Here is a 13,857-nt window from a genome sequence, read left to right as displayed (position 1 = left end):
TGCGCCAGTTTTCCTGTCTGCGGGTTGGCGCAATGTTGACGTCAAATCAACCCGTGATCATATCCCGAAATCATCAAAGCCGTAGCCGAACCTTTCGATATCTTCGGCACACGTCGCAGCAACAGCGGCGCGCGTCTTTGGCGTGAAATAACCTCGGTAATCTGCCACACGGTCTGAACGGTTCGATTGTGGCAGCGACAGCCTAAACCCGAGATGTTCGAACAAAGGCTCGGCGTCTTTCTCGAACTGTTCCAAACGGATATACGCGCTGCAGTGCTCGACGCCGTTCGCCAGAGTCATATAGCGTCGTGCCGGGTTGGCTGCGCAAGACTGCGCTGTATCAGCGTGCAGAACGAACTCTGTGAACGGCAGTTTGCGGGCCAGGCCGACTGCCGGGTGTTCGAAGGTTTGATCCCTTAACCAGTGATAGTAGCTGACCATCCGGTCCCAAGGATTCCGAACCAGAGTGAAGGTGAACATCGACCGAAGTTCGTCCGCAGATACTATCCCGTCGATATCAGACAAAACGCCGTGTTTCCTGAGACGTTCTGCGCCCGTCATCGCCTTTAACCGCTTGCGGCGTCGCAGCGCCTTGGGTGTATCGCCCACAAGGATGTCATCTTTCATAGCCCGGTCTTCCAAAGCCAAAGACAGCGATGTCCCTCCGCTTTTGGGGATATGAACAAACACGTATCGCCGACCCCTGGAAATGATCATGCGATGGCGTTCTCGGGGGATGTGCGCCCGGCTCTCCAGCCCAATACGGCGCCCGCCGTCGCGATCAGGACAATCCCTGCGATCTGCATGACGCCGACCGACTGGCCGAAGGCAAGCCAGGCGAACAGGGGGCCAAAAATCATGACCGAGTATTCGAATACCGCGACATAGGACGGCTCTCCGATCTGATAGGCTTTGATCAGCATGAAAACGGCGATTGTCGATCCAACGGCCTGAACGACGATCCAGGGGATTGCCGGTTGAATCTGCCAAACCCATCCGCGTGTGACGAACCCATCCGGCCCCTCGGGCGATGCCAGCGGAAACACCGTCAAGGCGATCACACCCGTTGCCCCCGCCAACCCCAAAGTGACGACCATGGCCGCTAAAAGAGCGACCGTGCTTTCCCCTGCGCAGTGACTGCGCGTGATGACAGCGCTCAGCGCATAGAACAGCCCCCCGGCGACAGGTAGCAGCGTCTTTACATCGAACTCATACGGGTTCGGTTGCAGCACGCATAGAATGCCGGTGAACCCCAGAAAAACAGCGAAAATACGCCAGGGCCCGATCTTTTGCCCCAGCGCCAGCGTCGATATCAGAAGCACAAAGATCGGCGAGGTAAACAGCCCCGCCAAGGCCTGTGCAATGGGCATCAGGGCCAACGCGCCAAAATAGAACAACATCGCCAACGTGATCAGCACACTGCGCAACATCACAGGCCCCAGACGATTTGGGCGCAACTTCCCGAAACCCAATAGCGACAATCCTACGATCAACGGCAGCATCAACGCGGCGCGGCTTAGGTGGAACTGCCAAAGGCCGATCGTCTCGGCCAACAAGATCACAACATTATCCACCACCCCAATGATCGCCATCGAGCTTATCATCAGGATCGAGGCCAAGATCGGTGAGGTCTGCGTGTCGGGCGACATGGTATGCCTTGTTGTTAAACCAATAAAGCCTTGCCCCCAAGGCCCTGCACCATCCAGCACATTTACAGAACCAGGCGCAACAGGTTTGCGCCACTGGATTTTTGCGTGCTAAACTGACCTCAATCAATAATGAGCAGTTCTCACCGTGATGACGGCCCTGAAACAGTACCAACGGATCGAGGCCACCGGTCTGTGGCGTCCTTCGCCCGACGTTCAACGGCGCGAGGTCGTGGTTTCCATCGGCGAAGCCACACTGACGATCTCGGATTTCAATGACAAGGCGCTGACACATTGGTCCCTGGCGGCGCTGGAACGGCAGAATCCGGGTGGTTATCCGGCGGTCTTCAACCCCGATGGCGACCCGGACGAGACGCTGGAGCTGGAAGAAACCGAAACCACAATGATCGAGGCGATAGACCGTTTGCAACGCGCCATCGACCGCGCGCGCCCGCATCCCGGGCGTTTGCGGTGGCTCAGCGTTGCGGGTGTCATTGTCGCTGTTCTGGCCTTGCTTTTGCTTTGGGTTCCGTTTGCGCTTCAGAACCACGTGGTCTCGGTTGTTCCCGAGATCAAACGGCAAGATATCGGTGGTGCAATCCTTGACCGGATCGAGCGCGTATCCGGGCGGGCCTGCGCGTCCGAAGATGCGCAAGAGGCGTTAGATCAACTGGCCGCACGCACAGGTGTACGCGAAGTCGTCATCCTTCCGGCGGGCGTGCAAAGCAGTCTCAGCCTGCCGGGCGGGATCGTGTTGTTAAACCGGGCGCTAGTCGAAGATCACGAGGACCCCTCGGTTGCCGCCGGGTACATCATTGCAGAACGCGCACGAATGCAGGCACAGGATCCGCTTGAGGATCTGCTGAACCGCACCGGAGCGGGCACTGCCTTTAGACTGCTGACAACCGGCGAACTGACGCCCGACATCGTGGATGCCTATACCGAAGAGGTCCTGTCAGAGCCCCGCCCTTCCCTGCCGGATGATGACCTGCTGGAGGTCTTTGCCCAAGCCGCTCTGCCCTCGACACCTTTTGCCTATGCCAAGGATGTAACCGGTGAGACGGTGTTGGGCCTGATCGAGGCTGACCCAATGGCAGGCCGTCCCCAACAGCAGGTCCTGCCGGACCGCGATTGGGTCCGGCTGCAGAATATCTGCGGCGGATGATCCGACTTACTTGGTGCCGAACATACGGTCGCCCGCGTCGCCGAGGCCGGGCATGATATAGCCTTTTGAATTCAGCTCTCGGTCCAGTGACGCCGTTACGATGTGCACGTCCGGATGCGCCTCTTTCATCCGCGCAACGCCTTCGGGGGCAGCCAGCAGGCACAGGAATCGGATATCGGTGGCACCCGCCTCTTTCAGCAGATCAATCGCCGCGGCCGAACTGTTACCGGTGGCCAGCATCGGATCAACCGCGATGACCAGACGGTCTTTCAGCCCCTCGGGCGCTTTGAAATAGTACTGAACGGGTTTCAGCGTTTCCTCATCGCGGTAGAGGCCGACAAAACCCACGCGGGCCGAGGGCACCAGCTCCAGCACCCCATCCAGCATCCCGTTTCCGGCCCGCAGGATCGACACCAGCGCCAGCTTCTTACCAGCCAGGATGGGGGCGTCCATCTCCTCCATCGGAGTTTCGATATGGCGGGTGGTCAGCGGCATCTCACGCGTGACCTCATAGGCAAGCAGCTGAGTGATCTCGCGCAGCAACTGCCTGAAGCTGGCGGTCGAGGTGCCCTTGTCCCGCATGAGCGTTAGTTTGTGCTGCACCAGCGGGTGGTCAACGACGGTCAGGTGTTCGCTCATGTTCTCTCCAGTCTTGTCTTGACCCGCGCGCGGGTCTCTTCATCGCAAAAAGCCGCGTTCAGTGCGGTTTCGTTCAGCGCGGCAAAAACTTCAACATCCCAGCCGAACGCCTTGCTCAACATCTCATATTCACGCCGCATTGTGGTGTGGAAAAACGGCGGATCGTCCGTGGAAATTGTGACCTTCACACCCGCATCGCGCAATTTGGCAATCGGATGCGCCGCGAAATCCGGGTATAGCCCCAGCACCACGTTCGAGCCGGGGCAGACCTCAAGCGTGATGTCGCGGTCCACAATCTCGCGGATCAGGTCTGGGTCTTCGGCGGCGCGCACGCCGTGGCCCACACGTTCCACACGCAAGTCTCGAATAGCATCACGCACGCTTTCGGGGCCACCAAACTCTCCGGCATGCGTGGTCAGGCGCAGACCAGCCTCGCGGGCGCAGTCAAAGGACCACTTATAGTCCCCCTGAGCTCCCATAGCCTCGTTCCCGCCCATGCCAAAGCCGGTGATCCAATCACCAGCGGTTTCCGCTGCACAATGGGCGCTGAGCTTTGCTTTTTCAGGACCGAAATGGCGCACACAGGTCACGACCCCACGCAGGGTGATGTCGTATTTGCGCTCGGCCTCATCCGCCGCGTCCTGAATGGCGGTCAGGTAGTCGCGCCAGGCGTGCAGGTCTCCGCCGCCGCAGAAATCGGGGCTGAGGAAGGTTTCCGAATAAACCACTCCGTTCGCCGCGCTTTCTTCGAGGATGGCCAGTGTCAGGCGGCGGAAATCCTCGGGCGATTTCAGCACTTCGCAGGCGGCCTCATACACGCTGAGGAAATGGGCGAAATCGCGGAAATCATAGCTGCCGTCGGGTTTGAAAATCCCGCTCAGGTCGATGCGCTTTTCATGGGCCAACTGCCGGATAAAGGCGGGCGGGGCCGCGCCTTCGTGGTGCAGGTGCAATTCGATTTTGGGAAGGTCTGCGACGCTCATAGAAAACTCCGCCCCGGCCCCTGCGCCGGGATGTTCAGGTGGTGTGCGATGCTAGCCGCAATATCGGTGAAATTCACTGCGCCGACCTGGCCCGCGCCTCGCCCGGCGATCAGAACGGGCACCTGTTCGCGCGTATGGTCGGTGCCGATCCAGCTGGGGTCATTGCCGTGGTCGGCGGTCAGCAGCATCAAGTCTCCAGGCCGCAGACGGGCGATGATTGCGCCGATTTCACGGTCAAACCATTCCAACGCGCGGGCATAGCCGCTGATGTCGCGGCGGTGGCCGTACAGGCTGTCGAACTCCACGAAATTGGCGAAGATCAGGCTGCCCTCTTCCGCCTCATCGACCAGATCGGAGAGGTGACGCATTAGCTCGGCGTCCGAGCCTTTGCGCAGCGTGTCGATCCCCTGCATCGAGAAGATATCACCGATCTTGCCGACCGCATGCACGCGCCGCCCGGAATCCTGCGCCCAGTTGGTCAGAACCGGCGCAGGCGGCAGGATGGCGAAATCCTTGCGGTTGGTGGTGCGGGTGAAGCCCTGTTCCGGCGTTCCCACGAATGGTCGCGCGATGACCCGGCCCACTTTCATCTCGTGCAAGCGCGGGGCCAGAGTTCGGCACATTTCCAGCAATCGGTCTAGGCCGAAATGCTCCTCATGCGCGGCGATCTGGAACACGCTGTCAGCCGAGGTATAGCAGATCGGCCAGCCGGTGCGCAGATGTTCGGCGCCCAGGTCTGCAATGATAGCCGTACCCGAGGCGTGGCAATTGCCCAATATGCCGTCGGTTCCTGCAGCCTCGGCGGCGGCCCGGCTGAGGTCGGCGGGAAAGGCTGGCTGCGTATCCGGGAAATAGTGCCAGTCCCAAGGCACCGGCAGCCCGGCCAGTTCCCAATGGCCCGAGGGCGTGTCCTTACCCGGCGAATGTTCCCGCGCGCAGCCCCACAGGCCGGTCGGTTCCGCCCGCAGCCCCGGCGTGTCTGCGCCCGAGGCCAAACGGGTCGCCGCCCCCAGCCCCAACGCATCCAGATGAGGCAAATGCAGCGGGCCCGAGCGCCCATCCTCGGCCCGCCCCTCGGCGCAGGCCTGCGCGATGTGTGCCAGCGTGTTGGCCCCGGTATCGGGCCGATCGCCGTTGAAAAAGTGATCCGCATCCGGCGCGCCACCGATACCGACCGAGTCCATCACGACCAGAAACGCGCGGGTCATGCGGTGATCCTTTCATGCACGATCCCCGGCAGCGAGGGGCTGTCCGGCCCGAGACTGATTGCTTGCAAGACGGCTTGCGCCGCCTGTTGCGCCGCGTCCTCGCGCGCGGCGTGGATCACGGCCAACGGCGTACCTTTGTCCAGCTTGTCGCCCAGTCGGACGATATTGGAAATCCCCACGGCGGGGTCGATCACGTCGCTTTCAACTTGCCGCCCGCCGCCCAGCGCAACGACGGCCAGTCCCAACGCTTCGCCATCCATCGCAGTGACATAGCCCGTGCTTGGCGCAGGAACTTCAAGAATCACGCTGGCTTCGGGCAAGTACCGCGACCAGTTGTCGACGAAATGCAGTGGCGCGCCGACGGCGGCCATCATGCGCCCGAACCTTTCGGCCGCGCGGCCAGAGCGGATAATTTCGGCCAGTTTCTCGCGCCCCTCATCCAAGGTTGCGCACATCCCGGCATCCACCAGCAGCACGCCGCCCAACTCGGCCGAGATTTCGGCCAAGGGCGTATTGCGCCCGCCGGTCATGGCTTTCATGACCTCGCAGATCTCTAACGCGTTGCCCAGCGCCGGGGCCAGAGGTTGGTTCATATCCGTGATCACCGCCGAGGTCCGGCAGCCTGCAGCATTCGCCGTCTGGGTCAGGGCCTGTGCCAGATTGCGCGCATCTTCGTGGGTTTTCATAAACGCGCCGCTGCCCACCTTGACATCCAGCACCAGAGCATCAGGGCTGGCGGCCAGCTTCTTGGACAGGATCGAAGCGGTGATCAGGTCCAGGCTTTCCACGGTCGCCGTCACATCGCGGATCGCATAGAGCCGCTTGTCCGCAGGGGCGATCTGCCCCGTTGCACCAACTATGGCCGCGCCGGTTTCGCGCAAAATCTGCGCAAGACGATCTTCGCTGATCTGAGTGGTCACGCCCGGAATCGACTCAAGCTTGTCCAGCGTCCCACCGGTATGGCCCAACCCACGACCCGAGATCATCGGGACATAGGCCCCCATCTCAGCCAGTGCAGGCGCAAGCACCAGACTGACACTATCTCCCACCCCTCCGGTCGAGTGTTTGTCGATCACCGGGCCATCCACGTCCCATGTCAGAACGTCGCCGCTGTCGCGCATTGCAACCGTCAGGTCAGCGCGGCCCTGCGCGCCCAGACCGCCCATACAGACGGCCATCGCAAAAGCCCCAGCCTGCGCATCACTGACGCCACCATCAGCCAGACCTTGCGCGAACCAGCGCAGTTCCTCGGCCGTGGGCACCTGACCGCGGCGCAGCTTGGCGTTGATCGAACGGGCGTCCATAGCTCACTCCATATGCGAGGCGCCAAAGGCCCCCGGCAGCAGATCGCCGATGGTGGTTTCCGTCTCAGACCCTTCGACCGAGGCCAGCGTCACCTTGACCTCGCGCTTGCCAAACTCAACCAGTTTCTGACGGCACCCCCCACAGGGCGGTACGGGCTGAGGCGATGAGGCAACCACATAAACCTCGGTCAGTTCCTGCTCACCTGCGGCAACCATGGCGGCAATCGCCCCTGCTTCAGCGCAGGTGCCTTCGGGATAGGCCACGTTTTCGACATTGCATCCGGAATAAATCTCGCCCGAGGCAGATCGGATCGCCGCTCCGACCTTGAAATTGGAATAGGGTGCATAGGCGTTTTCGCGGACTAAGAGGGCTGCGTCTTTCAGGCTCATGGCGATTCCCCAATTTTTGATCATCTGGTCAGAAAAATACTGTTCTAGTGAAACGAGGCACCAAGGTGAAGCCCCGCGCGCCGCAATTCTTACTCCAGCCGTGTGTTGAACGTGCCGGGCAGCGTTACTTCAAGCAGTTCCACATCATCCGACGGGTCCGACAGGCGCGTCCGCATCCCCGGAGGGATCACAAACGCGTCGCCCTGTTCCAGCGGGTATGGCTCGCGCCCTCCACCCTCTAACGTGACCGCGCCGTTCATTACAAAGGTGAAATGGATATCTGTGTCATGGGCAGCCCATTGCGGATCACCCTGCCCTTTGCGCACCACCTGCACCCCGGCCACGCCCTTGGTGTTTTCCGCAATCGTGGTGTCGCGGCAGATATAGCCCGGCAGGCGGAACGGCACCCAATCCGAGCCCTCGGCCTGATTGAAGACGAACTTCTGCCCCTGCCATTCCCGATCCGGGCGGTAGTGCGGGGTGGGTAGGTCCATATCGTGATCAATCTCGGTGACGTGCTCGGCAGGCACGCCGATCTCGATCACCTGCACATTGTCCGAGGCCTCAAGCACGCGGTGACGGATTTCGGGCGGTTGGATAAAGCAATCGCCAGCAGTCAGGCGCATCTTGTCGCCCTGATCTTCATAGACCACATCCACCCAGCCGTGGATGCAGAAGATCAGTTGGAACCCGACCTTGTGGAAATGCACCATGTCCGGCACAGGCCCGCCATCAGGAATGCGGATATGGCTGGCGATGATCGATCCGCCCAGCCGGTCAGGCACCAGATCACGATAGTGCATGCCGGCGCGACCAATGATCCACGGGGCCTGATCCTTGAGCCTGCGCACAACGAAGGAATGAACGGTCTCGGGCATGACCATGGGCGGATTCAGCTCATCAATCTCGACCTTTGTTCCGTTCGGGGCCACTAGGCTGCGCTGACCGTCGGCAAAGCTGTCGGGGTCATCGGTCAGTATGCGCAGAGTTCCGGGACTTTCCGGCGCGTCCTTTTCGACACGCAACCGCAGCCCATGGCCGGAAAACACCGCCACCCGAGGGTCATCGGCGGGATAGATCATATCCATCCGCATCCCCAGCACCTTGGTAAAAAAGGGGATATCGTCGCGCAGCTCCTGCGTGGGCAGACGAATCTCAGCTTTGGTCTGGTTGTTGGTCATTCACTGTCTCTTCGGTCTTGGCTTTCGGCCATCCGATCAGAACAGCGGCCAGAATGCCAACCGAAAAGAACATCTCAAGCGTTTCTTCCAGCACAAACAGGCGCAGTATCATGGTTTGCGAAATATCCGCGCCCAACATCCCGGACACCTCTTCCAGCAGTTGGGCGACCACTGCCGACATGCCCGCAAGGAAAAACACCAGCAAAAACGGCGCGCGTGTCTTCAAAGCACGCCAACCCGTCGGGACACCGTGCCAGATCAACCCACCCAACACGATCACCGCCAGCACTATGCGCACGGCAGTCATGTCCAGCATCACGTCCAAACCACTGAGGATCGTATGAGGAAAGGTTCCAACCGAGTAGACATCCGCTTCAAGCTCGCGCTCGGCCAACAGAAGACACACGACGCCGATGTACAGGCGCTTGACGCCGGGAAAGCGGTAAAACGCTGCAAAGCCCGCCGCCAGCAAAGCAAAAGCCGAGCCAGTCTCGATCAAGCCGCCCTCTTGGTTGAAACGCGATGCCTGTTCCGGCCAGATAGAGATAACGACCAACACAAGCGCCATTGCGGCCAGAGCAGCAGGAAGCCCAAAGTAAATATGCCCTTTGGAACCAGTCCGGAGATCCTCATTAAAGCTCATGTCTGGCCTTTGTTCTTGCGTCTGAAAGACAGGTTTTCGAAGATGCTCGAAACTAGTTACTTTGAATTGAAATGCAACTCACGCGCTCATGTCGCCGAAAACATGCTGCAAAATGACGTAACGTAGCCAAGCCGGAAAAAATGGTTTAACGGTCAATCAAATTTCGGAACGGAGATAAATCGCCAATGTCTGACACCCCCAGCCTGCGGCAGGCCGCGCTTGACTACCACGCCCACCCAAAGCCCGGAAAGCTAGAGATCAAAGCCACTAAGCCGATGGCCAACGGTCGCGACTTGGCGCGCGCCTACTCACCCGGCGTGGCCGAAGCGAGCCTTGAAATTAAGGCCGACCCCCAAAATGCCGAGCTTTATACGGCGCGCGGCAACCTTGTGGCGGTGGTCTCAAACGGGACGGCGGTTTTGGGACTGGGCAACATCGGTGCGCTGGCCTCAAAACCAGTGATGGAAGGCAAGGCCGTTCTGTTCAAGAAATTCGCGGGTATCGACTGTTTCGATATCGAGGTCGATCAGCCCGATCCCGAAAAGCTGGCTGATATCGTCTGCGCGTTAGAGCCCACTTTTGGTGCGATCAACCTAGAAGACATCAAAGCCCCCGACTGCTTCGTCGTCGAGAAAATCTGCCGCGAGCGGATGAATATCCCCGTTTTTCACGACGACCAGCACGGCACTGCCATCGTTGTGGGGGCGGCCGCCAAGAACGCGCTGCACGTTGCCGGCAAATCGTTCGAAGACATCAAAGTCGTCTCGACCGGCGGCGGGGCGGCGGGGATTGCCTGCCTGTCCATGTTGGTCAAGCTAGGCGTCAAGCGCGAGAATATCTGGCTGTGCGATATTCACGGTCTGGTCTACGAAGGCCGCGCCGAGGATATGAATCCGCACAAGGACCAGTTCGCACAGAAATCCGATCTGCGCACGCTGGATGACGTGATCGGGGATGCGGACCTGTTCCTTGGCCTAAGCGGGCCGAATGTGCTCAAGCCCGAGATGGTCGCGAAAATGGCCAGCCGCCCGATCATCTTTGCGCTGGCCAACCCGAACCCGGAAATTCTGCCCGATGCCGCGCGCGAAGTTGCGCCGGATGCAATCATCGCCACGGGCCGCAGCGACTTTCCCAATCAGGTGAACAACGTCCTGTGCTTTCCCTTCATCTTCCGCGGCGCGCTGGATGTTGGCGCAACCGAGATCAATGATGAGATGCAGATCGCCTGTGTCGACGGTATCGCCGAAATGGCCCGCGCCACCACCAGCGCCGAGGCCGCGGCCGCCTATAAGGGCGAACAACTGACCTTCGGTCCCGACTATCTGATCCCCAAACCCTTTGACCCGCGCCTTGTGGGCGTGGTGTCATCCTCGGTGGCCAAGGCCGCTATGGCGAGCGGTGTGGGCAAACGCCCGATTGCCGATATCGAAGCGTATAAAGAACAGCTCAACCAAACCGTTTTCAAATCGGCGCTGATCATGCGACCGGTGTTCGAGGCCGCCTCGGCCGCGTCCCGCAAGATCGTCTTTGCCGAGGGCGAAGACGAGCGCGTCCTGCGCGCAGCCCAAGCTATTTTGGAAGAAACTACCGAGACCCCGATTCTGATCGGTCGTCCCGATGTAATCGATGCCCGATGCGAAAGGCTGGGTCTGACCGTCCGGCCGGGTGAGGATTTCCAGATCGTAAACCCGCAAGACGACCCGCGCTATTATGATTATTGGAATACATATCACGGACTGATGCAGCGCCGTGGCGTTACGCCTGATCTGGCCAAGGCGATCATGCGGACCAACAACACTGCGATTGCCTCGATTGCCGTGCATCGGGGCGATGCAGACAGTATGATCTGCGGAACCTTTGGGGAGTACCGCTGGCACTTGAATTATGTGCAACAAATCTTGAGCGACGGAGACTTACGTCCCCACGGCGCGCTGTCGCTGATGATCCTGGAAGACGGGCCGTTGTTTATTGCTGACACTCATGTTCGGCAACTGCCCTCACCCGAGGAACTGGCCGAAAGCACAATCGGGGCAGCGCGTCACGTGCGCCGCTTTGGGCTTGAACCCAAAATCGCCTTTTGCTCGCAATCCCAGTTTGGCAATCAGGCGGAAGGGTCAGGCAAACGTCTGCGGGCAGCGCTGGATATTCTGGACTCGGAACCGCGTGACTTTACCTATGAGGGCGAGATGAATCTTGACCTTGCGCTAGACCCCGAGCTGCGCTCGCGCATCTTCCCGAATTCCCGCATGGATGGTGCCGCGAATGTGTTGATCTTCGCGCATTCCGACGCGGCCAGCGGCGTGCGAAACATTCTGAAAATGAAAGCGGACGGGCTGGAGGTTGGGCCGATCCTGATGGGGATGGGCAACAAGGCCCATATCGTGACGCCATCAATCACCGCGCGTGGGTTGCTGAACATGGCCGCAATAGCGGGTACGCCCGTTACCCACTACGGGTAGTCGTGTAACCTGATCTGTCAATAATTCGAACCGGGCGCCAGCTAAGGCGCCCGGTATGATTCTGAGACTTGTTTGCTCAGCCCTCTTTGCAACTTTGCAAAAATTCCCCACGATACCCACCTTACTGCGCCCAAAAAGTGCATTTGCAAAAATTTGCACCTCTACTTCCAAAGATATGCAAATATTTTGCGATAAAGTGACGCTCCGACTTAAGCGTCGCTTGTCCGTTACCCTTCGGCCACTTTACACAAAGCGCACTGAACTATCGGAGGAGATTATCGTGGCTTACCAGGACGTTTTCGACAGCTGGAAATCCAACCCAGAGGAATTTTGGATGGAGGCCGCCAAAAGCATCGACTGGGTGCGTCCACCGACCAAAGCCCTGTTCGACGACAATGCTCCGCTCTACGAATGGTTCTCGGACGCCCAAGTCAACACATGCTGGAACGCAGTGGATCGCCACGTGGAAAACGGACGCGCCGAGCAGACCGCGATTATCTACGACAGTCCTATCACTCACACCAAGCGCGAGATCTCGTATGTCGAGCTGCGCAATCGCGTCGCGATGCTGGCCGGTGCATTGCGGGCCAAGGGCGTGGAAAAAGGCGACCGGGTCATTATCTACATGCCCATGATCCCCGAAGCGTTGGAGGCCATGCTAGCCTGCGCCCGTCTTGGGGCCGTACATTCGGTGGTCTTTGGAGGCTTTGCCAGCAACGAGTTGGCTGTTCGGATCGACGATGCGAAACCCAAAGCAATCATCGCCGCCTCGTGCGGGATGGAGCCCGGGCGCGTTGTCCACTACAAACCCCTATTGGACGGGGCCATCGATTTGGCCGAGCACAAACCCGATTTCTGCGTTATTTTCCAACGCGAGCAAGAGGTTGCACAACTGATTGAAGGTCGCGACTTCAACTGGCATGGCTTCCAATACGGTGTCGAACCGGCCGAGTGTGTTCCGGTCGCCGGCAACGACCCGGCCTATATCCTCTACACCTCGGGTACGACAGGTGCGCCCAAAGGTGTCGTTCGCCCCACCGCAGGCCATTTGGTGGCGCTGAACTGGACGATGAAGAATATCTACAATGTGGACCCCGGTGACGTGTTCTGGGCAGCATCCGACGTGGGGTGGGTCGTGGGTCACTCTTACATTTGTTACGCGCCGTTGATCCACGGAAACACCACGATCGTGTTCGAAGGCAAGCCGGTGGGCACACCCGACGCCGGTACGTTCTGGCGCGTTATTTCCGAACACAAGGTCAAAAGCTTTTTCACCGCGCCAACAGCGATCCGTGCGGTCAAACGCGAGGACCCGCAAGGTGAACTGATCAACAACTACGACATGTCCCATTTGGGCGCGCTTTACCTTGCCGGTGAGCGGGCTGACCCGGACACGATCGTCTGGGCGCAGGATGCACTGAAAGTACCGGTGATCGATCATTGGTGGCAAACTGAAACCGGCTGGCCCATCGCAGGAAACCCGCTTGGGATCGAGGAACTGCCGATCAAACTTGGGTCACCCGCCAAGCCGATGCCTGGTTATGACGTGCAGATCCTGGACGAAGGCGGCCACCCCATGAAAGCCGGAGAGTTGGGCGCCATCGCAGTAAAGCTTCCCCTTCCCCCCGGCACTTTGCCAACACTGTGGAATGCTGAAGAACGGTTCAAAAGCGCATATCTTGAGCATTTCCCCGGCTACTATGAAACCGGCGACGCGGGCATGATCGATGAGGACGGGTACCTATACATCATGGCCCGCACCGATGACGTGATCAACGTCGCGGGTCACCGCCTGTCTACTGGCGGTATGGAAGAGGTTCTGGCCTCTCACCCCGACGTAGCGGAATGCGCCGTGATCGGCGTAACCGATCAGTTGAAGGGCCAGATGCCGGTTGGCTTCCTTTGCCTGAATGCAGGTTGTGATCGTGACCACGGTGAGGTCGTGCAGGATGTGGTTAAGCTGGTACGCGACAAGATCGGCCCAGTCGCAGCCTTCAAACAGGCTGTTGTGGTGGATCGCCTGCCCAAGACGCGGTCGGGCAAGATCTTGCGCGGGACGATGGTGTCGATTGCCGACAGCAAGGACTACAAAACGCCCGCAACCATCGACGATCCGGCCATTCTGGACGAGATCACAGACGCCCTGAAAACACTCGGCTACGCCCAGAAATAGAGCACAGTGCAGCGCTGCTGCACCCCTGCCCTTGCAACCCGCCTTGGGGCCTCTACAGTCTGACTA

12 protein-coding genes are annotated in these 13,857 nt (G+C 59.6%); 3 read left to right on the top strand and 9 right to left on the bottom strand.

What is annotated here, in order from left to right; genetic code table 11:
• Positions 1–57 precede the first annotated feature (57 nt).
• Together GOW48_RS06290 and GOW48_RS06285 are read right to left on the bottom strand one after the other, a co-directional pair.
• Positions 58–690, bottom strand: a complete 633-nt coding sequence (locus tag GOW48_RS06290; RefSeq protein ID WP_331251868.1) for a sulfotransferase family 2 domain-containing protein — start codon at positions 688–690, stop codon at positions 58–60.
• 23 nt (positions 691–713) lie between these two features.
• Positions 714–1,649: a DMT family transporter gene (locus GOW48_RS06285; RefSeq protein ID WP_170752302.1), complete on the bottom strand. Its 936-nt coding sequence runs from the start codon at positions 1,647–1,649 to the stop codon at positions 714–716.
• Between the two features lie 148 nt (positions 1,650–1,797).
• Between GOW48_RS06285 and GOW48_RS06280 the strand changes: the two genes are divergently transcribed.
• Positions 1,798–2,811: a hypothetical protein gene (locus GOW48_RS06280; RefSeq protein ID WP_170752300.1), complete on the top strand. Its 1,014-nt coding sequence runs from the start codon at positions 1,798–1,800 to the stop codon at positions 2,809–2,811.
• Between the two features lie 6 nt (positions 2,812–2,817).
• On the opposite strand, the gene upp is transcribed toward GOW48_RS06280, so the two are convergent.
• The 7 genes from upp to GOW48_RS06245 form a co-directional block, all read right to left on the bottom strand.
• Complete coding sequence (upp, locus tag GOW48_RS06275; protein ID WP_170354714.1) at positions 2,818–3,450, bottom strand: uracil phosphoribosyltransferase; 633 nt, start codon at positions 3,448–3,450, stop codon at positions 2,818–2,820.
• A complete protein-coding gene (locus GOW48_RS06270; RefSeq protein ID WP_170752298.1) occupies positions 3,447–4,433 on the bottom strand; it encodes an adenosine deaminase in 987 nt (328 codons plus the stop codon). The genes upp and GOW48_RS06270 overlap by 4 nt, the downstream gene beginning before the upstream one ends.
• On the bottom strand, positions 4,430–5,641 hold the full coding sequence (locus GOW48_RS06265; RefSeq protein WP_170752296.1) for a phosphopentomutase: 1,212 nt from the start codon (positions 5,639–5,641) through the stop codon (positions 4,430–4,432). The genes GOW48_RS06270 and GOW48_RS06265 overlap by 4 nt, the downstream gene beginning before the upstream one ends.
• A complete protein-coding gene (locus GOW48_RS06260; RefSeq protein WP_170752294.1) occupies positions 5,638–6,945 on the bottom strand; it encodes a thymidine phosphorylase in 1,308 nt (435 codons plus the stop codon). Before GOW48_RS06260 ends, GOW48_RS06265 begins: the two co-directional genes overlap by 4 nt.
• Positions 6,946–6,948: 3 nt before the next feature.
• Complete coding sequence (locus GOW48_RS06255) at positions 6,949–7,335, bottom strand: cytidine deaminase (RefSeq protein ID WP_170752978.1); 387 nt, start codon at positions 7,333–7,335, stop codon at positions 6,949–6,951.
• An 89-nt stretch (positions 7,336–7,424) separates the two neighbouring features.
• Positions 7,425–8,516: a cupin domain-containing protein gene (locus GOW48_RS06250; protein ID WP_170752292.1), complete on the bottom strand. Its 1,092-nt coding sequence runs from the start codon at positions 8,514–8,516 to the stop codon at positions 7,425–7,427.
• Complete coding sequence (locus tag GOW48_RS06245; RefSeq protein WP_170756356.1) at positions 8,491–9,159, bottom strand: hypothetical protein; 669 nt, start codon at positions 9,157–9,159, stop codon at positions 8,491–8,493. Before GOW48_RS06245 ends, GOW48_RS06250 begins: the two co-directional genes overlap by 26 nt.
• 185 nt (positions 9,160–9,344) lie before the next feature.
• Here GOW48_RS06245 and GOW48_RS06240 point away from each other — a divergent pair, with 185 nt between their 5' ends.
• Together GOW48_RS06240 and prpE are read left to right on the top strand one after the other, a co-directional pair.
• Complete coding sequence (locus tag GOW48_RS06240) at positions 9,345–11,618, top strand: NADP-dependent malic enzyme (protein WP_170752288.1); 2,274 nt, start codon at positions 9,345–9,347, stop codon at positions 11,616–11,618.
• 280 nt (positions 11,619–11,898) lie between these two features.
• Positions 11,899–13,791: a propionate-CoA ligase PrpE gene (prpE, locus tag GOW48_RS06235; protein WP_170752286.1), complete on the top strand. Its 1,893-nt coding sequence runs from the start codon at positions 11,899–11,901 to the stop codon at positions 13,789–13,791.
• The last annotated feature ends 66 nt before the right edge of the window (positions 13,792–13,857 follow it).

This window comes from Ruegeria lacuscaerulensis (assembly GCF_013033355.1).
GTDB lineage: Bacteria > Pseudomonadota > Alphaproteobacteria > Rhodobacterales > Rhodobacteraceae > Ruegeria > Ruegeria lacuscaerulensis_A.
This window is presented reverse-complemented; position numbering and strand designations above follow the sequence as displayed.

Bases quoted from the DNA above. Each gene is read 5' to 3' on its own strand.
- GOW48_RS06285 (WP_170752302.1), bottom strand. From the start codon at position 1,649: ATGTCGCCCGACACGCAGACCTCACCGATCTTGGCCTCGATCCTGATG.
- GOW48_RS06280 (WP_170752300.1), top strand. From the start codon at position 1,798: ATGACGGCCCTGAAACAGTACCAACGGATCGAGGCCACCGGTCTGTGG.
- upp (WP_170354714.1), bottom strand. From the start codon at position 3,450: ATGAGCGAACACCTGACCGTCGTTGACCACCCGCTGGTGCAGCACAAA.
- GOW48_RS06270 (WP_170752298.1), bottom strand. From the start codon at position 4,433: ATGAGCGTCGCAGACCTTCCCAAAATCGAATTGCACCTGCACCACGAA.
- GOW48_RS06265 (WP_170752296.1), bottom strand. From the start codon at position 5,641: ATGACCCGCGCGTTTCTGGTCGTGATGGACTCGGTCGGTATCGGTGGC.
- GOW48_RS06260 (WP_170752294.1), bottom strand. From the start codon at position 6,945: ATGGACGCCCGTTCGATCAACGCCAAGCTGCGCCGCGGTCAGGTGCCC.
- GOW48_RS06255 (WP_170752978.1), bottom strand. From the start codon at position 7,335: ATGAGCCTGAAAGACGCAGCCCTCTTAGTCCGCGAAAACGCCTATGCA.
- GOW48_RS06250 (WP_170752292.1), bottom strand. From the start codon at position 8,516: ATGACCAACAACCAGACCAAAGCTGAGATTCGTCTGCCCACGCAGGAG.
- GOW48_RS06245 (WP_170756356.1), bottom strand. From the start codon at position 9,159: ATGAGCTTTAATGAGGATCTCCGGACTGGTTCCAAAGGGCATATTTAC.
- GOW48_RS06240 (WP_170752288.1), top strand. From the start codon at position 9,345: ATGTCTGACACCCCCAGCCTGCGGCAGGCCGCGCTTGACTACCACGCC.